We start from the raw sequence: 20,867 nt of genomic DNA, 5'->3' as shown, positions 1-20,867 counted from the left end.
GCGGCTGGCGGAGCAGGCGGACATTGAACTGTGGGCGCTGAGAGAAGCCGGTCGCGCCCGGCTGGACCTGGAGTCGGCGAATCTGCGCAGTGCCATCGACTGGGCCTGCCGGGAGCACCGCAGCGAGGCCCTGCACCTCACGTCCGCCCTGAGCTGGTACTGGCGTCTGCGGAACCGGCTGGCCGAGGGCATCACGGCCACCGAACTGGCCCTGGCATCCACTGATTCCACACCCTCGCCGACTCGCGCGCTGGCACTGGCGACACTGGGCACCCTGTCGTTCTGGAGGGGCGACCTTGCCCGAGCGATCAGTGCGCCGCAGGAGGCCATCGAGATTGCCAGACGCGTCGAGGCGCCACGGGCCCATGCCCACGCACTGGTATGCCTGGGAGCGACCACCATGGTCAGGGATCCCGGGGCTGGCATTCCGCTGCTGACAAGAGCAGCCGAACTCGCCGAGAGTGCAGGAGATCCGATCCTGCACGCCGACGCTCTTTCGTGTCTGGGCATATGTCATATGTTCCAGGACAACTATTCGGCGATGGATCAGGTCGCCGCACAGGCCCTCACTCTCGCCGAGTCCATCGGCTACGACAACGATGTGCGTTGGTGCCTGTGGGTCCAGGCTCGTCGCGCGCTGGTCTACGGCAATCTGGCCGAGACCGAAGCCCTTGCACAGCGTGCGACGTCGTTGCCCGGGGCCGACACGTTCAGTCAATCGATCGCCATCGAGATGCTGTCGCTGTGTGACACCTTCGGCGGCGATCCTGACACCGGACGTGCACGAGCCCTGGCCCAGCTGGAGGAAGCCCGTAGGTCCGACACGCGTTTGGGTGTGGGAGTCCTCTTGTCTGCCCTGGCTATGGCCGAACTCGCCAGCGGGAATTGGAAGGCGGCACGTACCTACTGTGAACGTCTGCTCCAGAGCGAGGGTCAGGAGATGGGCTACCTGGCCTGGCACGGCCAGGAAGTTCTCATGCACTGCGCTCTGGCCGGCGGGAATCCCGACCAGGCCAACGTGCACGCGGGTGAGATCATCGCAATCGCTGAGCAGCTGAACAGCCCACGAGCCGTCGTCGTTGCTCAGTGTGGACATGCCCGGGCCGCCGTCCTGGCCGGCGACATCGGCAGCGCCGAAATGATCGCACACGAGGCGCTCGCCACCGCTGTTGACCGCGAGTGGTGGCTCGACACGCTCACCTGCCTGGAGATCCTGACCGCGATCGCAGTCCACCGCGGCCGCCACGAACGCGCCGCCCGCCTGCTCGCCGGCATCGACAGCGCACGAGCGTCGCGGGGATTCGTCCGCACCGTCCCCGAGCAACACCTCTGGGACAGCCTCTCCGCGGAAACCATCCAGGCCCTGCCGGCCTCACAACTCACCTCACTGCAACGTGAGGGCGCGTCGATGTCTCTCACAGACCTGGCCGACCACGCCCGGCGTGGCCGGAGTCGACGGGCACGCCCACAGCAAGGCTGGCAAAGCCTGACACCCGTGGAGCGCCAGGTGACCGAACTGGCCGCGCAGGGACTCTCCAACCCACAGATCGCCGAACAACTGTTCATGGCACGCAGCACCGTAAAAGGTCACCTAGCGCACGTATTCGCCAAACTCCAGATCGCAAACCGCACCGAACTCGCCAACAAACGCTCCTCCCAGTGAACCGTTCCGGGTTCGGTAGAGACTCTAAATTGTGGCTTCGACCTGCAGGTTTGTGTGTCGCTGGTAGTAGGCGGTTTCGTATTCGGCGGGCGGGACGTGGCCTGTCTCACCGTGCAGGCGGCGGTGGTTGAACCAGTCGACCCATCGGCGGTGGCCCTCGACGTCGCTCAGGTCCTCAGGGCCCGCGGTGCGATCAGCTCGGTCTTGTACAGACCGATGGTCGATTCCATCAGGGCGTTGTCCAGGGCGACCCCGACGGCGCCGACCGCGATCTGTTCGGCGGCCAGGTGGGCGGAGAGGCGGGAAGCTGGTGTACTGGGCCCCGGCGTCGGAGTGATGAATCAACTCCCGTGCCATGACTGGCACGTTGGCCCGGTCGCGTTGCCACAGACCCCTTTCGAGCGCGGACAGCACCAGCGAGGTCTGCTTGTTCGTCGCGGCCGACCAGCCGACGATCCGGCGGGAGAAGGTGTCCACGAAGAATGCGACATAGACGGTGCCGGACCACGTGGCGACATGGGTGAAGCCCGCGGCCCAGACCCGGTTCGGGGCGCTTGCTACGAACTGCCCGTTGATTTGGTCTGGGGCCCGCTCGGCTTCTCTGTCCGCCACTGTGGTGACGACTCTCTTCCTGCGCACTCCCCTCACCAGGCCCTCCGCCTTCATCAGGCGCTCGACGGTAAAGCGGGCCACCCGATGGCCCTGGCGTTTGAGTTCGGCCAGACTGTGCGGCCCCGTAGACGCTGTAGTTGTCCCGGTAGATCCTCACGATCAGCGGCACCAGTTCCGCGTCCCCGCAGAGCGCGGGACTGTAATCGTTCGGTGTAACTCCGATCAAGGAAGATGCATCGATGACGAGCGAGAACGAACTGAGGCCGAGACCGTCGAGGCTGCCGAGCCGCAGTCGGCGAAGGCTGTGGACGACCGGCTGATCGACGAGCTGGTGGGCAGGGCCCACGCTGAGGGCGTGCAGTTGATGGGTGAGGGCGGGCTGCTCCAGCAGCTGACGAAGCGGCTGCTGGAGTCCGCCTGGAAGGCGAGATAACTGACCACCTCGGCTATGACAAGCACGACCCGGCCGGGAAGAAGGGCGGGAACTCCCACAATGGGAAGCGCGGAAAGACCGCGCTGACCGATGTCGGGCCGGTGGAGATAGCCGTGCCCCGCGACCGGGGAGGGCACGTTCGAGCCGAAGATCGTCAAGAAGCGGCAGCGTCGCCTGACCGGCGTCGACGAGATGGTCATCTCGCTGGCCGCGAAAGGCCTGACCACCGGCGAGGTGCAGGCCCACCTGGCCGAGGTCCATGGCGCCGAGGTCTCCCGCCAGACCATCTCCACCATCACCGACAGTCATAGTGGTACACGGGTCCTCGGTGGTCGTGACCCAATCACTGACGACGCTCAACCAGATCACGCACCTCCTGATCACCGCCCCCGACGCCATCCGCGCCAAGTACACCGCCCTGTCCGGCGACAAGCGCGTCACCACCCTCGCCCGGCTCCGGCCGGCCACTGACCCCGCGCACGCCCCGCTGCTGACAGCCCTGCGCACGCTGGCCAAGCGGGTCCAGAACCTGACCGAGGGACACACGACCCTGACCGGGGAGCTCGACCAGCTGGTCACCATCCTCAACCCCGGCCTGCGCGCCGCCTACGGGGTGGGTCCGGACACCGCCGCCCAGCTGCTGATCACCGCTGGCGCGAACCCGGCCCGCCTTCGCACGGAGGCTTCCTTCGCTGCCCTGTGCGGCGCGGCCCCCGTCCCCGCGTCGAGCGGAAAGACGAACCGGCACCGGCTCTCCCGAGGCGGCGACCGGGCGGCCAACGCCGCTCTCTACCGCATCGCGCTCGTGCGGATGGCCCGATGCCGGCGCACCCGCGAGTTCGTCGCCCGACAGACCGGCGCCGGACGCACGAAGAAGGAGATCATCCGGCTGCTCAAACGGGCGATAGCCCGCGAGGTTTCCGGCTCTTGACCACCCCGGTCCAAGTCCCCGAGATCGCGGACCTCCGTCCGGCCCGGCGGACGAAGAACATCACTCTCACCGCCGCCGCCCACCACTTCGGCGTGTGGCCCGCCGTCATCTCCAACATCGAACGCGGCCTCCGCCGCGACGACGCCTACCGCCAGTAGCTCACCGCCGCTTGACCGACGATAGGAGCATCAAAGTCATGGACGACATGGCCGAATCGCAGAGCCGACCCCTCGACGCTGTCTACCCGGTCGCATTCATCGACGCCATCCACGTGAAAATCCGCGACGGCGCGGTCGCCAACCGGCCGATCTACGTGGCTCTGGCGGTCACCGTCGAGAGCCGGCGCGAGATTCTGGGCCTGTGGGCCGGCGACGGCGGTGAGGGGGCCAAGCACTGGCTGCACATCCTCACCGAGATCAAGAGCCGCGGCCTCAACGACATGCTCATGCTTGTCTGCGACGGACTCAAAGGCCTGCCCGAGGCGGTGGAGACGGTCTGGCCCCGCACCATCGTGCAGACCTGCGTGGTCCACCTGCTGCGGAACTCCTTCCGCTATGCCGCCCGCCAGGACTGGGACAAGATCGCGCGTCTCCTCAAGCCCGTCTACACCGCGGCGACCGAGGAGGCCGGCCTCGAGCGGTTCGCCGAGTTCGCCGACGCGTGGGGCAAGAAGTATCCGGCGATCGTCCGGCTCTGGGAGAGCGCCTGGGAAGAGTTCACCCCGTTCCTGCGGTTCGACACCGAGATCCGCCGCATCGTCTGCACCACCAACGCGATCGAGTCGGTGAACGCGCGGATCCGCCGGGCGGTCAAGGCCCGTGGACACTTCCCCAACGAGCAGGCCACCCTGAAGTGCGTCTACATGGCGATCATGTCCCTCGACCCCACCGGCAAGGGGCAGGCCCGCTGGACCATGCGCTGGAAGACCGCGCTCAACGCCTTCGACATCACCTTCGACGACCGACTCTCAGCAGCCCGCCAATAACCCAACACCCCTGATTACACCATTCGTTTGACAGACCCATGTTCGGGGCCGATACGGGGCCCGAAAACCGGTTCCACCGGAGAGAAGTCCCCGAGTCTGACCGGAAGGCCGGTGGTCGTCACTATTTCAGGTGAAGCCCTACTGGCATGTGCGGGTGGCGTAACAGACCATCATATTCTCTCATCGCATTCGAGCGGTTTGGACAGTGTGGGTCTGCCCTTCTGAGCTCGATCATTCTTGGAGGGTTCGCGTGATGCAGGGATGTGCTGGTCAGGCGGTTGACTGGTTACAGGCCGAGGGGGGCGGCAGGGCGTGGCAGGTGTGTGTTGCGGTGGCCGCCGCTCTAGGAGCGGGAGTCTCTGCGGCCATGGTGCTCCCCCTCGGTATAGGGATCCCTGTTGCGCACTGGGTAGCTGCTCTTTCTCTCCTTGCGCGTGCCCAGAGTGGCACGGGGCGGGCGGCTGCCCGTCTCAGGATGTTTGCCGTGTCGGTGGCCGCAAGCGGTGTTCACCACCTCGTGGTCAGTTACCCGCCGTCTTTTAGTGTTGCCCTGCCCCTGGGGCCCACGATGGCGGCCGCTGGGGTCACCGCAGGTCTGGGGCTGGGTATCGCCGGCCTGGTGATGGCGGCCACGGCCCAGGGCACGACTTTGATCTGGTTACGGCGCTTCCTGGACGGCTGGCTGATCGCGGGGTCCCTGCTCACCGTGTGCTGGGTACTGGTGCTACATCACACTGACGGAAGCGGTGATGTCTCACCATCGCTGCTGGCACTGGCACCCGTCGTGGCAGACATCCTCGTCCTCGGACTCCTTGCCGCCCTGCGCTTCTGCGTGAAACGCACCCAGCGCACAGCGACCACCGCGGGTGTCCTCGCTCTCGCTGCCTTGGCCGCCGGCGACATGCTGCGCATCATCGTGCCCGTTCCCGGCACCGCGTACGGGATCCCGCTCGCGGCGGCCTGCACGATGACTGGGGCCTTCCTCATCTGCACCGCACCGTGGCTGCCGGGAGGCGGTATCGTCGTGGCAGTGGACCAGCGGATGATGCCGGTCGGCGGGGTGCTGGCAGCGTTCGTGCCCATGATCGTCTGCGCGCTTACCCTGATGGCTCACGCTGTCGCCGGGGGCTCCATCGATGTCGTGATGACAGTTCTGGCAGGCTCGGTGCTTATAGCACTCGGCGCCCGGCAAGGTGTCACCCACGTCGGCCACCTCCGTATCACCCGCCAGGCCGCAGCCCGTGAAGCCCGTTATCGCGCCTTGGTTGACGGCACCTGTGATGTGATCACCATCGTCGGCGAGGACAGCCGCGTGCTCTTCACCAGCCCGGCCGCATATCAGGTCTTCGGATACCGCCCCAATGACCTGGTGGGCGCCCGGCTATACCCGTACTGCCACCCGGACGACCTGACGTCGCTGCGGCAGGCCGTTGGCACTCTGAAGCAGGAAGCCGAGTCAGACACGCGCGGCCCGGGCCGCCGGGTGTCCTGCCGGGTCCGCGACGTCGACGGGCGATGGCGCCACGTCGAATCCACGATCAGCCACCACCCCCAGGGGGTGATCGTCAGCAGCCGCGATGTGACCGACCGGGTCACCCAGCAAAAACAACTCGAGCACCTGGCTTTTCACGACGCTTTGACCGGCCTGCCGAACCGAGCGCTCTTCACCGACAGAGTCGCACACGCCCTGCGCAAGCGGACCGCCGCCGCCGCGGCCCCGCCCGCGGTGTTGTTCGTGGACTTGGACGGCTTCAAGGCCGTCAACGATGGCGCAGGACATGCGGCAGGAGATGCTCTACTCGTCCAGGCCGCGCGCCGACTCCAGGCATCTGTACGGGCGGGAGACACCGTTGCCCGATTCGGCGGAGACGAGTTCGCCGCATTACTGGAGTCAGAGGCAGGAACCTGCCCTGCGCGTGTCAGAGACGCCGCTGAAAGGCTACTGGCCGCCCTGATGAAGCCCTACCGCATCGGCGACAGGGACGCCATAGTCTCGGCCTCCATCGGTATCGCGGTAGCCACCCCCGACATCACGCCTGAGGAACTACTGCACCACGCCGACCGGGCCATGTACGAGGCCAAAGCAGCAGGCAAGGCCTGCATCCGGATGCACACCCCACAGACGCGCGACAACAACCATCCCGCCGACCAGGGCTTGGTCGGCGGGGCGAAGTAGGCAGCTCCGAGCCTATCCAGCAGCAACCGCGAAGTGCGGTGCCGCTCTTGCATCGTGGCGCAGATACGGGGATAACGAGAAAGTGACGACGTAGATGTCCCCTGCGGCGGCATCGCGCCGTCCCCGAAGTTCTGGTGTTCGACCACATCGGTATGCCCGAGGTCGGCACCCAAGTCCTCGCGGGAGGACTCAAGTCAGGGGAAGGACTGGACGAAGTGGTCCTTCGAGAGGTCGCCGCGGAGACCGGTCTGCTGACAGCCACGGTCGTCCGAGAGATCGCCGTGGAGGACAAGCCCTATCCCGACAGGGGTCAGCCACGACGAACCAGCTTCTTCTTCCTCCAGGCACCAGCAGAAACCCCGATACGTGGGACCACCAGGACCAGTTCAGCCGGAACGTCCCGCCGACTCACGCTCTTGCACAGCACGTAAACGATGCCCCTCAGCGCAGCCCGGTCATCCGCCGGCAACCGGCCGGGAAACCGATGCGCCGAGGCGGACGAACAGGCAACAGCGGGGTCCACCACACACTCCCACAGGTCATCAGACACAAGATCAGGCACCCAACAGATCCTGTCCGACACAACACCCAGCCAACCCCCGCAACGAATACCATCAAGATCACTTGATAACCCCTGCGTAGCACGGTCGTTCCCACGGCACGGCGGGACACGGAGGCCGCCGCCGGCCCGTGACCCCGAAGTGCTGTTTGTTGTTTGCTACTTGACGGAACGCTGAGGCTCCGTAAGATTTTGCTAAATCGATCCAGCAGGATTGGTCGCCAAAAGGCGATCACTCCGTGCGCCTATCCGGCGCCCCCCTGTAGCCCCCTTCCGCACCGCACCCCTCCCACCCGCCCACCGTACTCACCAGTACCTTGATCGTCGGAGACCGTTCATGGACCACTCGCGCTCCCGCTTACGAGCAACGACAGTTGCAGCCACCACTGCCCTCCTCGCCCTCAGCACCACCGTCTAGGTGAGGTTGTGAGGGAGCCAGGTGTGGTCCAGTGGCTCGCAGCACGGGGTGCCCTGACGACCTTCGTAGGACGTAGTGCGGAGACAAAAAGGGTCGACGCCTTGCTAGCCACCGAAGGTACTCGGCTGGTTACGCTAACGGGGCCTGGAGGCGTTGGAAAGACACTGGCGCTCCACGTTGTCTCCACGCGCCGCGGGTACGCGCCCGCCGTTCTCGTATCACTTGGTGAGATTGCTGATCCCGAACTGGTTGACGGGACGATTCTCGAGGTGATCGGCGGCTGCCAGGTCCCAGGGCAGCCGCCGATCGATGCAGCAATTGAGTGTCTACGGGATCGGGAGGCCTTGCTGATACTCGATAGCTGCGAACATTTACTGCCAGCAGTTGTTCCCAGCGTGCAGAAAGTGCTTTTGAGTTGTCCGAGGCTGCAACTGCTGGTGACCAGCAGAGAGCCGCTGGGGCTGCTCTGTGAGGTGGTTTATCCAGTGCCGCCGCTGAGCGCAAGCACACCAGAGAACCTCGATGGTGACGGGCAGGTGCTGAGTGAGGCTGCTCAGCTGTTCGTGGAGCGGGGGCGTCAAGCCGGTGTGGACATCCGTCCGGGTGGTGAAGTGCTGGGGCTGGTCGACGAGATCGTGGCTGGGGTCGAAGGGATCCCTCTGGCCATTGAGTTGGCTGCGGCACGAACACGGGTGTTAACACTCGATGATATCGCCGGAGCCCTCGGGGATCACCTGCGGCTTCTGGTTGGTGGTCCTCGCGCGGCTGAACGTCGGCACCAAACCATGCGTGCCTCGATCGATTGGAGCCACGTACTGCTCGCCGAGGAGGAAAAGACACTGCTACGGCGTCTTTCGGTGTTCTCCGGTGGGTGGACGCTGACAGCGGCGGAGCGGGTCTGTGCAGACGACGCTTTGCCTGACAGCCGAATTCTCGATCTGCTAGCGGCTTTGGTGGACAAGTCCCTGGTGATCGCGGAAAGTGAGAGCCCCTCGGTCCGGTTCCGGATGCTGACGCCCACTCAGCAGTTCGCTTCTGAGCAGCTGTCACAAGCCGGCGAAAGCCAGATCCTGGCCGGACGGCATTGTACGTACTACACAGGCCTCGCCGAACAGGCCGACCGGGAACTGTGGTTTCTGCATGAAGCGGGCCGGGCGCGGCTTGACCAGGAGTCGGCCAATTTGCGCAGTGCGGTCGACTGGGCACGCGAAGCTCATCACGGTGATGCCGTGCGTATCACCGCGGCGCTGGGCATGTACTGGCGGCTTCGGGGACGGCTGAGTGAGGGCATAGCGGCCCTCGAATCAGCTTTGGCATCCACGGACCCCGATCCCACTGCCGACCGGGCACTGGCACTGGCGATGCTCGCGACCTTGATGTTCTGGCAAGGGAACGTCGTCGGCAGCGCAAAGGTGGTGCCCGAGGCCATCGCCGTGGCCGTCAACGCAAACGCCACGAGGGCTCACGCACATGCGCTCGTACGCCTCGGCAATGCGACGCTTCTGACGGACCCACGCGCGGCTCAGCCGATGCTGGCCCAAGCTGCCGAATCTGCTGCTATTGCAGCGGATCCGATTGCGCTCGCTGACGCCCTGGCTGCCTCCACGATGGTGTATTACGAGCGAGGCGAGTATGCCCATATGGAAGAAGCTGCTCAGCGGGCCATAGACGTCTCGCAAGCTATTGGCTACGATATTCCCCTTCGCTGGTGCCTGTGGGCTCAGACCAGCTCGGCACTGATTCACGGTGACCTCTCCACGGCTACCCGGCTTGCCCAGCGCGCTTACAACATGCCAGGAAGCAAGGAACCGTTTACTCGGGCCTGCATCGCCGAGGTTCTTTCGCTCTGCTACACGCTGCGAGGCGACCCTGCTACTGGCAAGCAGCGAGCCCTGGACGAACTGAAACGCGCCCGCAGAGCAGGCGTGCGGATCGGCATGGGCATGTTGATCCACGCCATCGCCAGGGCTGAGCTGGCTTCCAATCACCTTGGGCTGGCACGGGCCTGGGCCAGACAACTACTTGATCGCGAAGGGCATGGAGTCGGATACTTGCAGTGGCGGGCGGAAGAAATCTTGCTGTCCTGCGCCCTTGCTATCGGAAACTTCACCGATGCCCAGGCTTGCGTCGAGGGCATTGAGGAAGTCGCCAGAAACATGGGCAGTGAGCGCGCCCACACGGTTGCTCAGTACGGTCGTGCATGGATAGCCATGGCAAAGCATGAGCTGAGAAGCGCGGAGGAACTCGCCCATGCAGCGCTTGCCACCTCAATGAGCCACGGCTGGTGGATCGACGCCATCCCCTGCTGCGAGCTCCTCACGGCTGCGTCAGCCGCCCGGGGGCGTTACGAACGCGCCGCCCGCTTGATCGCCGGTATCGATAACGCCCGTGCCGAGCACGGATATCCCCGCTCAGTCCGGGAGCAACGGCTGTGGGAAGGTCTCATCGAAGAGATCATCCAGTCGCTACCCGTTTCCCAGTTCATCTCCGTGAGCACGGAAGGGGCATCCATGTCCCTGACTGATCTTGCTGAACATCTTCAGCGCGGTCGGGGCCGCCGCAGACGCCCCAACCATGGGTGGGAAGGCCTGACTCCTGTTGAACTCCAGGTCGCGGAACTGGCTGCGAAGGGGCTTGCAAATCCTCAAATCGCTCAGCAGTTGTTCATGGCCAGGAGTACAGTCAAAGCCCATCTGGCTCACGTATACGCCAAACTTCAGGTCGCCAACCGCACTGCGCTGGCGGCACGGTTCTTCTCCCACCCGACACCAAACCAGCCCTCGCACTCACCTTTCCATACTCGCTCACCCAGACCAAAGCGGCCTTAGGGCATGCAGATCTTTAACTCGTCTTTTTGACCTTGGTCTGGGTGGAGTCGAAAGCGAGGAACGTCGCGACGTCGGCTGGTGTGCGAAGGCGGGCGGTAGAAGTGTTGACGTGGTGGCCGTGTGCTTCCAGGAGTGGGCAGACCTCCTGTTTCGCGCGGCTGATGGTCGGGGCGGTGACGCCGAAGAGTTGGCCGAGGAGGTCCATGGTCGCGAGTTTGCGCAGGTGGAGCACGGTGACCAGAACCCGGTCGGCTGGGGTGAGCTTGGCTTTGGCACCTGTGCCAGGGGCCACCAGGCGCTCGTGACCGCGAAGTGTGCGGAGCACGTGCTCGCGTTGAACCTCCAGCGCTGGAGTCAGCGCGTCGATGAGCTCGCTGAGCCGTTGGCGGGTCATCCCGGTCAGTTCTGGGTCCTGCAGCAAACGCCGCGTGAGGCGAGGCGGTCTGCTCGCAGGGGCCTGGTCTGACGTGCTGTCGGTCGTCGCCGCGTCCATCGGATGCTGGGGGTGAAGGGTGTAGTTCCAGTCGCCGTGGAAGCGGTGCCGGGTGATCGGGAGGGCGGCGATCTCGTCGTCGCTGACCTGGATGCCGGTGGGGTAAGGGTTGGTGTCGAGTTCGGCGTGCACGGTCAGGCCGGTTTTGGTGATGGTCGCCGCGATGCTCTCGACGATGACTTCGTGGCTGGGGTCGGTGCCCACGTTGACCCAGCCGGTGTTCGCAGCGACGTCGTAGATGCCATAGGGCACCGCCCTGCCCAGCTCGCGGTCGGGGAAGTCGTGGGTGTCGACCCGCACCGGCTCGCCTCTCGGCTCCCATTCACGGCCGTTGTTCTTGAAGGGGCCGACCAGTTCCTTCTTCTTCGTGTCCACGCTGATCACCGGAGCCCCGCCATCCTGGTGGTCGCGGTCCTGCTCGTTGAGGTAGTGGAACTGTGCGTCTCGGTCAGGGTGTTGCTTGCCTTCCAGCGTCTTGGCGTTGCTCTGCAGGCTGAAGCCCTCCTCTCGCAGGAGGTCGCCCACCGTGTCCGCAACAGATCCTGTGGCCCTGCCGGGTCAGCTGCTCGGCGAGCTTGCGGGTGGATTTGGTGGTCCAACGCAGCGGCGACATGGGATCTCCGCGAACATCGGGCTCGACCAGAGTGAGGAGTGCCTCCCGAACGGCTGGGCTCCGGTCGACGACGCGTTTGCGGCCAGCGCCGGGTCGGCGGACGCGTCCCAACAGGGCCTCGCCGGAGTCCAGTTCCCGCACTCCGGCAGACACAGTGGCCTCACGGACACCGGCGGCACGAGCGACTGCCCTGATCCCGCCGTGGCCGAGGGACTGGGCCTCCGCCCCTATCAGCAGGCGACGCTGCCGCTCGTCGAGGTGTGGCCGAATCGCCTCGAACTTCGCTGCCAGCACGGCCCGTTGCCCATCCAACCCGCTCATGCCAGACCAACGATCCACCGAACGGAAAGCCACGAGTTAAAGATCTGCGCCCTAAGCAGGCGGTGCTGGTGCTGCGCTGGTTCCGCGAACGCGGCTGTGTGCACTGCCTGGCCAGGGACGCCGGCGTCTCGCAGGCCACCGGCTACCGGTACCTGCACGAAGGCATCGACGTTCTCGCAGCCCGGGCCCCAGATCTTCATGAACTGTTGCAGGAGTGCCACTGCCAGTGGCTCGGCCACCTGCTCCTGGACGGCACGCTCATCGAGACCGACCGCGTCGCCGGCACCCACCTGAACGGCGAGGGCCGGGAAGTGGACACCTGGTACTCCGGCAAGCACAAGGCCTTCGGGGCGAACGTGCAGTTCCTGTCCGCGCCGGACATCACCCCGCTGTGGGTCTCCGACGCCGAACCGGGCTCCACGCCCGACATCACCGCCGCTCGCATCCATGCACTGCCCGCGCTGTACAAGGCGGCCGCCGACGGACTGCCCACCCTCACCGACAGCGGATACCAGGGCGCCGGAATCGGCATCCACCACCCCTTCAAGAAACCACGCGGCAGCTCCCACCAGCGGCTTCACCCCGACACACAGACCTACAACATGCTGCGGCGCGGGATACGGGCCCTCGGCGAGCGCACCGCCGCCGAACTCAAAGAACGCTGGCGAGCCCTCAACCGAATCACCCTCAGTCCCTGCCGCATCGGCGACATCACCCGCGCCGCCCTCGTCCTCAACCAAGCCTGGAAATGAACTTCGTTGAGAAAACCTCAGTCCCTTGCCTGGACCGCCGCCTTTCAGCTGCCGCCTGCAACCGGCAGAGCCACCGGGAAGTTGAAGTAGGTGTTGGGGAATGACTCCGGCTCATGGGTGAAATGCCACCATTCCTCCGGGAGATTGATAAAGCCCTCGGCTTCCAGAGTTTGCTTCAGGAGTTGGCGGTTCGCGCGCTGCACACCCTGGATACGTCGATCATCGGTATGCGAGAGCGTATCGAAGCAGTCGAATGCTGTCCCCATGTCGACTGAGGTGTCCGAGAACCGCTCGCTCTGCGCTGCATAACAAGGCGCCAGTTTCTGGCCCGGCCGATAAGGTGAAGCAGCGGCTGCAGGAAGCCTCACAAGCGTGAGATCTACGGTGCTACCTCGACTATGTCCGGATTTTTCAGCGATATACCCGTCCGGGATCAGGGCCGTTTTGTCCACACGCGGATAGAATTCCTTTTTCATCTTCTCGTCATGTAGGTCCCCCGCCCATCGCACGAACTGATCCACTGCCCGCTGCGGCCGGTAGCAGTCATAAACCTTCAGCGAATATCCCCGCTTCAGCAGCTTCACCTGCGCCTGATGGAGGGCCTCACCAGTGGGCCGTGCGAGCAGGCACACTGGTTTCCGATATCCGTCAATGGGTTCGCCCACGAAGTTGTGATGCGTAGCATAACGCATCTCTTGAATGACCGTAGGATCTATTGAAGTAAGGGGCACAAACCCTTTCGGTACTGGCTCCAGCTCAACAGAGGAGCAGCTGATCGCAGCGAGCAGCGCTGCGGTGGCGGCGACGTGTCTGTACTGCAAGAAATAATGGAACATGTCTAACAGTCTTAGCCAGTCAAGTACGGCAACGCATTTCGGGACTCTTCACTGGAGGGTTTCTCCTCCTGTGGTGGCGGCTGGTGGTCGGGATCCATAACGCGGCAGGGCTCTTGGCCGTTGCGGCTGGTGATCTCACTCGTCAACGCCTCGACACAGGACCCCTTGTCCCGTATCGCGCCATGCTCGACGTGCCGCATGAGGTCGCTGAGCACGTTTCCTGGCTCATCTACGCCCGAAGGTGTGATCTGAACGCTGGCGCAAGGTCTCTCCTCGTCCTGGGTCATCTACGCAAGGACGGGACACTGGCGCAGGTCGCTGCAGAGTTCGGCGTCTCCACCGCCACCGTCGGCCGGTACGTGACCGAGATGGTCGAGATCCCCGCCGAGCCCGCTCCGATCCGGCACGAGGCTCTGTGCGAGCTGCCGCCGGAGGGGTTCGTCTCCCTCGACGGCACCCTGATCGCCCGACCCCGCGGCAAGTCAGCCGTACTACTCGATGAAGCACCGCCGTCACGGGATGAACGGGCAGGTCGTGGCCGCCCGGGAGGCGGGGCATAGCCCGTGTGCAGCACGAACAGGATCCCGCACAGAGCCTGCCGGCCAGGCACTCTCGGCCGACCCGCAACCAGCTTGGGACCCGGCTTCGGCCACAACGGCTCGATCAGCAACCAAAGTTCGTCCGAGACGAGCCACGGCCGCGCATCCCTCTTCCCCACGGACAGACCAACGAGCATGAACGGTGCCGCCGCCCAGTCGGGCCCCGCCACCGGCGGAGGCAGAGGTGGAACCGCCCCCACCCAGCGGTGAAGTGGTGTTTAGCTCCGACGGAACCGCCACGGAGCCGGCGGCGAGGGCGGCACCGGAATGTGCTCAGGAGCCGGTACGACCCTGCCCGGCGGCGACGGCTCCCCCGGCACCGGCACCACGGGCGGCGGCGGCGAGGGCGGCCTACCCGCCCAGCCCGCGCCGGACGGCCCGACCGCGAAGACAGACACTGAATTTCATTCCAGGCAAAACCGGGCGGCGACTCCTACGTCGTCATCTCATTGACGCCTTTTGTCGTTGCGGAGGTCGATGGCAGCGGCTGTCCGGCCGCGGGCTTCGGCGGGAAGCCTAATCGGGAACGACTGTGGTGCGGCCGATACGCCACAGCTGCCCGGAACTACCGTCGACGGAACCCAGCTGTGCTCTGCTGTCGGGCCCCTCGATGATCGCGAAATTCCGGTCGATGAACGGGCGCACAGACCCGTCGTCGGCGAACTGGAAGCGAAGGTTGACTCCGTGTGGTCCCTCGGCGCCGTCCGGGCCCGAACAATTCCAGACGCCCACCCCTCGCTCTACGCTGCCCCGGGAGTCGAGGCAGAAGTTGCGGTCGGCGAGATTGCGGATCAGGCCCGAAGTCCCCGTGTTCCATTTCTGCGACGGGGCTCCGGTGCAGGACTGTACGACAACGTCGGTACCGCGCTGGACGTTCTGGTCGCGGACGTCCAAGCACTTCCCGGAGTTGGCGTTGATCAGCTCGGTGTAGACACTCTCCGGGACAGGCGGCGAGGGTGGCTCGCTGGAGGGCGCTTTCGAGGCGTCGCCGCATCGATTGCGGCTCGTGTCGATGGTGGAGCAGCCGCTGGGCGCGGGCGGCGTCAGTGAGGGCGTCGGAGCAGTCGCTGACCGACTGGCTGACGCGGAAGGGGAGGGGGTGGGGGTGGAGGAGAGGGTGGCGGTGACGTAGGCAGTGGGGCGGCTGATCATCACTGGTGGGGCAGGGGAACCGTCCTCGGTGCTACTGGAAGTCGTCACGACGGCCGCGGAAGCGCCGGCCGTGGCAACGCTCATCGCGGCTATGGCTGCCACCGTGAACCGTCCCCTCCCAGGAGGGGTCCTCCTTCTGGCTGCAAGGGAGGAGAGACGGCTGGGCTGGGGACCAGGGCCAGGACTTGCAGGGGCGGCTGCAGGGCCGCGGGCGGACAGATAGGTGGAACCGCCCCAGGGCAGGAGGCCCTCGGCGAGGGTGACGGCAGGCCGTTTTTCCAGTGCTGCCAAGTCGCCGGCCGCGCGCGAGCAGCGCCAGCAGTCGCCAAGATGCCGGTCGAGATCGTCGTTGTGACGGGCGCCGGAACAGCGCACCATGGCCTTGACTAGCCCGCTGAACCGTCGGCACTCATCTCCGTCCTCGCCCGGATAGTCGCGCACATAAGCTTCCAGGAATGCTTCGAGAGCCGTGGCAGCGAGCGTCGGGACGGTGGAAGCGGCGACTCCGAGCACTATCCCTGCCTCGGCGTCGTCCTGCTCCACGATTGCGTGCCAGAGCACCGCCTGGCGAGGCTCCAGCAGGGTGGAGAAGGCCTGCGTGATCAGGGCCGTGTCCTCGGCTGGCTGCGAGATGCGAGCATGTTGCTCTCGCTCCGTCTTGTCCAGCCAGGCGAGGAAGTCTGGAGCGAGCTCGGCCCGCCGCCCGTCACCGGCCCAGGCGATGGCAGTCTCGGCGACGACAATCAGCTGCTGATGCCGACCCACTCCTTCCGGTCCCAGAGTGTCCTGGATCGCCGTCAGCACGTGTTGGAGTGCCGCCTCAGCGAGGAGCCCAGCGCTGGGGAGGTCGAGGGCGCATAGCCGTGCGTACGCCAGCACCGCTGTGTAGTGGCGGCGCCGCAGCTCGTCCCAGGCGGTTGGTTGCGGCGTCGCGCCGGTACCGTCCGCTGCGGTCGGGGCGGTGACGCTGGTGGCGGGGCTCTCGAGCGCTGCCGCCGGCCCTCCCCGGCGAATCAGCCGCACCAGGTCGGTATCGGACAACGAGATTAAGTCTTCGGTCGGCGACGTGTTGGGTGATTCGGGGCCGATGGGCGCTCGCCCCCTTCGCCTGTGGGGCGGGTCCTGGAACATATGGATGAACCTCCAAACTTGGCCTTCAAGCCAGTCGAATCTAGTGCTGTCACCGTCGGCGATGGTGACAGCACGTCCGTTTCGACACCGCACTTGATTCGGTCCGCAGGACTGACGTTTCCCATCCCGGCCGTGGTACCCGTCGGCGTGCCATGCTGCGGCAGGAGGATGCCACCGACCTCGCGAGCTGAATCGTGTTAGCACTGTACCTCAGTGCCACATGGGTCTCATGCGGTGTCAAATAGCGGAAGATCAGGGGTACTTGTCGAAATGTTGGTCATGTCTTCGGGTTCGCTTCTTCTGCGGCTTTACGGCCGTGGCGCAAGAGGCGACAGCCCTGTCGCTCGAAGTGCGAGGCCCGGGCTTGAAGCCGCAGGCAACGTCGCACTCACCTCAAGTGAGGACCGCGGCAGAGTCCCAAGACACGGCCAGCTGCCGGGCTTGCCACTGCGGCGAAGAGGTCATGCTGTGTCTACCGGGCGCTGCGCCAGCAGACCCCGGGACTCGGCACCAACCACAGGCCGGCTCTGTTCCGGCGCGCGTGAATCTCAGTCGGCAGCAGTGTCGCCCTCTGGGCTCGGAGCGCCGCCTCGGACAGATTCCCGCTGACGAACAGGCATCGGCAGCCGGTGGCTCTTGGCATCTCCTGGCCGGGGCGCGCAAACCAGCTCGACGGCCACCTGGCCCAGGTTGTAGTGGGGAATCGCCAGCGTGGTAAGCCCCGGCCGAAGCCAGGAGGCGAGATCCTGGTCGTCGAAGGAGACGACCGAAACGTCACTCCCCACGCGTAGCCCACCCTCCGCCAAGGCCTGATATACACCGAAGGCGAGCCGGTCGTTCGCGCAGACCAGGGCCTGGGGACGCGCTCCGGCCAGGAGGAGCTCCGACACTTCCCGATAACCGTCCTCAACTGCCCACTCGCACTCCACGAGATCGGCGAGGCGCACTCCCGCCCCGCCCAGCACCTCCCTCAGCCCGGCAAGGCGCTCATTGCCCGCGAACACCCCATTCGGGGTCGAGGGCAGGGCATGACGACCGCCGATGGCATAAATGCCCTCAGTGTGGCCGGCGTCAAGCAGTAGCTGAGCGGCATCCCGGCCGGCCTGTGCCTCGTCCGGAACGACCGACGGCGCCTCGAAGCCCGGGGCGAGGCAGTTGAGGAGTGCGACTGGACGGCCAGCGAGCTGCGGCGGCGGCGTCACCTCACGGGTGTACATCGACGCATAGATCACCCCGTCGACTCCCCGGTCGAGCATCCCGTTCACCAGGTCGATCTCCGTCTGCGGGTCCCCACCAGTCTCCGCCACGAAGAGCAGATGTCCGCGCTTCCGAGCCGCATCGAGAGCACCGCGCACCGCCTCGCCGGCGAATGGTGTCGTGGCGATCGTGTCGGAGACGAAGCCCAGAGTCTGCGTCTTCCGGGTCCGCAGGCTGCGCGCCGTGACGTTGTACCGGTACCCCATTTCGGTCGCGACGGCCACCACCCGTTCCTGAGTGGCAGGCGAGATGCGCATGTCGGTACGGCCCGCGAGAACGAACGATGCGGTGGTGCGAGACACCCCCGCGGCACGGGCAACGTCACCCAGCGTGATCCGGCGTTCCGTCATCACTGCTCTCAAGTCAGAAGTCGTCGTAGACCAGGCCCTGGTTGCCCCCATTGCGCAACCAGTTTGAAAGGGCGTTCGACGGTGCTGGCCACCTGCTGGCCCCGATCCGTCGGCGCCCCCGCCCCAGTATCCCCTGCCTTGGCAGAAGCCCGAGAGGCGGACCTGCTGGAAAGCGAACTCTGTGCAGACCAGTGCGCGGTTACGCCGCGACGCGATCCTAACCCCGGCACAGCACCCTCGCTTCTGACATGACCAGGCCGCAGCCCGCCGCGGGCCCGATTGATCACAAATACCTGCCGCCGAGGGTCACTTGACTAAGCGCTGATGCTCCGTAAGATTTAGCTAAATCGATCCAGCACCACTGGTCGACGGGAGATGGTGCTGCCTCCGGCGGCCCACCGCATTGAGTGATCGGCCAGGTAGGAATGCGAGACCTATCGGGGCTGGCCGGACCCGGTGTCCGGAGGCGGCCCAACGGCGGCCGGTGCAAACTCATCCGGCGCATCTCACGCCCTTGCGACTCCCCTCCGCACCACATCCGTGCACTGCACTCAACGACGCCAGTACCGACCTCCGGAGACCGCTCATGGACCGCTTCCGAGCCACGACAGTTGCAGCCACCACTGTCCTCCTCACCGTCAGCTCAACCGTCGGGGCCGAGGTGAGCCACGCTGATTCCCGTAAGCCAGCTGTCACCGACTGCATCGACATACCGCGTGGTGTTCATGGGTTTATCCCCGGCAACCGCATGGCCAGGTGTACTTTTTTCCCTGAAGGAGCCACCGAGCGCTACGGGGCCGTCCAGGCCAGGTCGAACACGATCGACACCTGTGACGTCGAGCCCGGGAGCGCGACGATCAACGAAACGGTGCGCGTGAGCAACTCGGTCACCTACTCCAAGGCCTCCACCGACGGTTGGCACTCCGAGGTCTCTGTGGGGGGCACGCTCGCCGGAATACTCGATGTCGGCGTGCAGGGCGGTTACAACTCTTCTACGGCCACGAGCTGGACCAACGCCACCGTCGACGAGCACTCTTTCAGTGTCAACGTCGACGGCGGGGTCAAGGTGCACTACGTGTACCGTCCCCTCGTGGTGCGCACGACTGGCGAGCTGGTGCTGCGCTACGAGCACGGCCACGGCCCGGCGATCGAGCGGCGCCTACCGATGACCACGGAGACACCGGTGCTCAGCCAGGGCAAGCCGGTGGGTGCATACAAGATCATGAACGAGGGATGCCACTGACATCCCAGCCCGGCGACGGACTCCACGTACGCCACCGCACGTGCTGGCCCTACTCGCCTCTACCGGTGACGCCGTAGCCCGCAGCTTCTGCCTCCTCGGAGCACCCACGGCGCTGGTGTGGGCCGTTCAGCCACCTCGTCGGCGGGACGGCCCACACGGGGGTCCATTCGAAGTGTGAAGATTCCGCTCCAACGCAGATGGCTAACTGACTGTTCTCCTTCCGCTCGCGTGGTCGGTGGGGTTCGAACAGGGGCCTGGTACGGGTGAGTCTGCCGGTGCGGACGCATGAAAGAAGGGCCTCTTGGTAGCTCGCGGATGTTGAGTCCAGCGAGAACCAAGAGGCCCTGTTGTCGAAGTGTCGCGTGGTCACGGTTGCCGGGTCCACTCCGTCCACTCCTGGGTGTGACTGCCTCGCCCACAGGTTCGGGAACGCAGCCGACCAGCCGGAGCGCCGGACCCGGTACAGCCCGGACATGAGCGATGCCGAGTGGGCCGTGGTGCGTGACTTGCTACCGGTTCCGGGATGGCTGGCCGGCCGGGGCGGGCGGCTTGACCGCGCCGGGCGGTGCCTCACCGCCGACACGCGACCGACGTGCAGGAGCTGTCGCCGGACTACCAGGCGTTGATGGCCGCCGCGGCCAATGCGGGAGGCGACGGGCTCGGTGCCCGGCGGGCAGCGGTGGTACTGGGCTGGGACAGTGCGTCCGCCTCCCGCGTTGAAGGGGCCAGGGCACGGCTGAAGCGGCTGGTGGAGCGAGGCTGGCTGGTAGAGAAGAAGCCAGGCAGGTTCACGCTGCCGCTGTCGGAGCAGGAACCTGGTGCCAGGCGGCCAGGCGGCGGCTCATGAGCATGGCCATCGACCACAGAATGACGGCTTCGCTCGTGTCGGTGCGCCGTTCGTAGTCCCGGACCAGGCGCCGGCTGCGTAGGCACCGGGCGAAAGACCGTTCCACGACCCAGCGGCGGGGCAGCACCTGGAAGCCACGGGTGTCGTCGCTGCGGCGGACGACATCGAGGACAACTCCGAGCTGCGTTGCACTCCAGTCGATGAGGTGGCCGGTGTATCCGCCGTCGGCCCATACCCGTGCCAGCCGTTCGAAGCGGTCCTTGGCTGCCGCAGCAGGATGCGGGCGGCGTCCCGGTCGGTGGTCGACGCCGGCGTGACCAGCACGGCCAGAAGGAACCCGAGCGTGTCGTCTTCCGCGTCCGCCAGAGCGGCACGCACGCGTTCCAACTCATCCTCGAGTTGCTTCACCTGCACAGCTGCGGCCTTCTGCCGCACTTCCAGAACCGCCCGCATCGACGGCATTCGCCACCCCCACGACCTCTCGCCCGGCAACAGGCCGAGGCTCCCTCAGCAGCAGCTACTTCATGCCTGACCAGCGAAGACATCACACGAGGTTCGGAAAGAGAACGGCCTCTAACTGATCGTTTCAGAATGAGGTTCGGAGGCGTCTCAAGCAGATGATGCTGCACGCGAGTTGAAGCAGGCCGAGGTGGAGATCGGCGCGTATC

General features: G+C 65.6%; 13 protein-coding genes and 5 pseudogenes. 12 read left to right on the top strand and 6 right to left on the bottom strand.

Translation table 11 applies throughout. The features are described from left to right. Positions 1–1,663, top strand: a 1,663-nt coding sequence (locus ACIPJI_RS36255) for a LuxR C-terminal-related transcriptional regulator (RefSeq protein WP_402251218.1), incomplete at its 5' end; no start/stop codon positions are given. Between the two features lie 24 nt (positions 1,664–1,687). Here ACIPJI_RS36255 and ACIPJI_RS36250 read toward each other — a convergent pair. After that, a complete protein-coding gene (locus ACIPJI_RS36250) occupies positions 1,688–2,356 on the bottom strand; it encodes a DDE-type integrase/transposase/recombinase (protein ID WP_402251216.1) in 669 nt (222 codons plus the stop codon). 154 nt (positions 2,357–2,510) lie between these two features. On the opposite strand from ACIPJI_RS36250, the pseudogene ACIPJI_RS36245 reads away from it, so the two are divergent. The 7 genes and pseudogenes from ACIPJI_RS36245 to ACIPJI_RS36215 all read left to right on the top strand — a co-directional run. Beyond that, positions 2,511–3,011 (top strand): annotated as a pseudogene (locus ACIPJI_RS36245) (transposase); the annotation flags it as partial. Positions 3,012–3,042: 31 nt separating this feature from the next. Continuing rightward, on the top strand, positions 3,043–3,639 hold the full coding sequence (locus ACIPJI_RS36240) for a transposase (protein ID WP_402251214.1): 597 nt from the start codon (positions 3,043–3,045) through the stop codon (positions 3,637–3,639). After that, positions 3,636–3,797: an XRE family transcriptional regulator gene (locus ACIPJI_RS36235; RefSeq protein ID WP_402251213.1), complete on the top strand. Its 162-nt coding sequence runs from the start codon at positions 3,636–3,638 to the stop codon at positions 3,795–3,797. Before ACIPJI_RS36240 ends, ACIPJI_RS36235 begins: the two co-directional genes overlap by 4 nt. Before the next feature lie 8 nt (positions 3,798–3,805). Further along, positions 3,806–4,624, top strand: a pseudogene (locus ACIPJI_RS36230) (IS256 family transposase); the annotation flags it as partial. Positions 4,625–5,108: 484 nt separating this feature from the next. Continuing rightward, positions 5,109–6,800, top strand: a complete 1,692-nt coding sequence (locus tag ACIPJI_RS36225; protein WP_402251211.1) for a diguanylate cyclase domain-containing protein — start codon at positions 5,109–5,111, stop codon at positions 6,798–6,800. A 152-nt stretch (positions 6,801–6,952) separates the two neighbouring features. Further along, the gene (locus tag ACIPJI_RS36220; protein ID WP_402251222.1) at positions 6,953–7,231 is read left to right on the top strand and encodes an NUDIX domain-containing protein; all 279 of its coding nucleotides are present in this window, start codon (positions 6,953–6,955) and stop codon (positions 7,229–7,231) included. A 569-nt stretch (positions 7,232–7,800) separates the two neighbouring features. Next, positions 7,801–10,605 (top strand): LuxR C-terminal-related transcriptional regulator, encoded by a 2,805-nt coding sequence (locus ACIPJI_RS36215; RefSeq protein WP_402251210.1) that lies wholly within the window; start codon positions 7,801–7,803, stop codon positions 10,603–10,605. A 13-nt stretch (positions 10,606–10,618) separates the two neighbouring features. On the opposite strand, the pseudogene ACIPJI_RS36210 reads toward ACIPJI_RS36215, so the two are convergent. After that, positions 10,619–12,032, bottom strand: a pseudogene (locus tag ACIPJI_RS36210) (ISAzo13 family transposase). A 68-nt stretch (positions 12,033–12,100) separates the two neighbouring features. Here ACIPJI_RS36210 and ACIPJI_RS36205 point away from each other — a divergent pair. Beyond that, positions 12,101–12,784, top strand: coding sequence for a transposase family protein (locus ACIPJI_RS36205; protein WP_402251208.1), 684 nt, complete (start codon positions 12,101–12,103; stop codon positions 12,782–12,784). A 44-nt stretch (positions 12,785–12,828) separates the two neighbouring features. On the opposite strand, the gene ACIPJI_RS36200 is transcribed toward ACIPJI_RS36205, so the two are convergent. Continuing rightward, complete coding sequence (locus tag ACIPJI_RS36200) at positions 12,829–13,620, bottom strand: M15 family metallopeptidase (protein ID WP_402251206.1); 792 nt, start codon at positions 13,618–13,620, stop codon at positions 12,829–12,831. A gap of 182 nt (positions 13,621–13,802) precedes the next feature. On the opposite strand from ACIPJI_RS36200, the gene ACIPJI_RS36195 reads away from it, so the two are divergent. Beyond that, positions 13,803–14,180: a transposase family protein gene (locus ACIPJI_RS36195; RefSeq protein WP_402251204.1), complete on the top strand. Its 378-nt coding sequence runs from the start codon at positions 13,803–13,805 to the stop codon at positions 14,178–14,180. 555 nt (positions 14,181–14,735) lie between these two features. On the opposite strand, the gene ACIPJI_RS36190 is transcribed toward ACIPJI_RS36195, so the two are convergent. Together ACIPJI_RS36190 and ACIPJI_RS36185 are read right to left on the bottom strand one after the other, a co-directional pair. Next, the gene (locus ACIPJI_RS36190; protein WP_402251202.1) at positions 14,736–16,412 is read right to left on the bottom strand and encodes a ricin-type beta-trefoil lectin domain protein; all 1,677 of its coding nucleotides are present in this window, start codon (positions 16,410–16,412) and stop codon (positions 14,736–14,738) included. Between the two features lie 638 nt (positions 16,413–17,050). Further along, entirely contained in the window at positions 17,051–18,109 is a 1,059-nt protein-coding gene (locus ACIPJI_RS36185) for a LacI family DNA-binding transcriptional regulator (RefSeq protein ID WP_402251220.1), read from the bottom strand. 586 nt (positions 18,110–18,695) lie between these two features. On the opposite strand from ACIPJI_RS36185, the gene ACIPJI_RS36180 reads away from it, so the two are divergent. Together ACIPJI_RS36180 and ACIPJI_RS36175 are read left to right on the top strand one after the other, a co-directional pair. Beyond that, positions 18,696–19,352, top strand: a complete 657-nt coding sequence (locus ACIPJI_RS36180) for a hypothetical protein (RefSeq protein ID WP_402251201.1) — start codon at positions 18,696–18,698, stop codon at positions 19,350–19,352. Between the two features lie 553 nt (positions 19,353–19,905). Then, positions 19,906–20,199 (top strand): annotated as a pseudogene (locus ACIPJI_RS36175) (hypothetical protein); the annotation flags it as partial. Here ACIPJI_RS36175 and ACIPJI_RS36170 read toward each other — a convergent pair. Then, positions 20,141–20,446 (bottom strand): annotated as a pseudogene (locus ACIPJI_RS36170) (transposase); the annotation flags it as partial. The pseudogenes ACIPJI_RS36175 and ACIPJI_RS36170 sit on opposite strands and share 59 nt — an antisense overlap. Positions 20,447–20,867 lie beyond the last annotated feature (421 nt).

Origin of the sequence: Streptomyces sp. NPDC086835, assembly GCF_044745705.1 — a bacterium.
Taxonomy (GTDB): Bacteria; Actinomycetota; Actinomycetes; order Streptomycetales; family Streptomycetaceae; genus Streptomyces.
The sequence above is the reverse complement of the archived record's forward strand: the minus strand, read 5'-3'. Positions and strand labels throughout refer to the sequence as shown.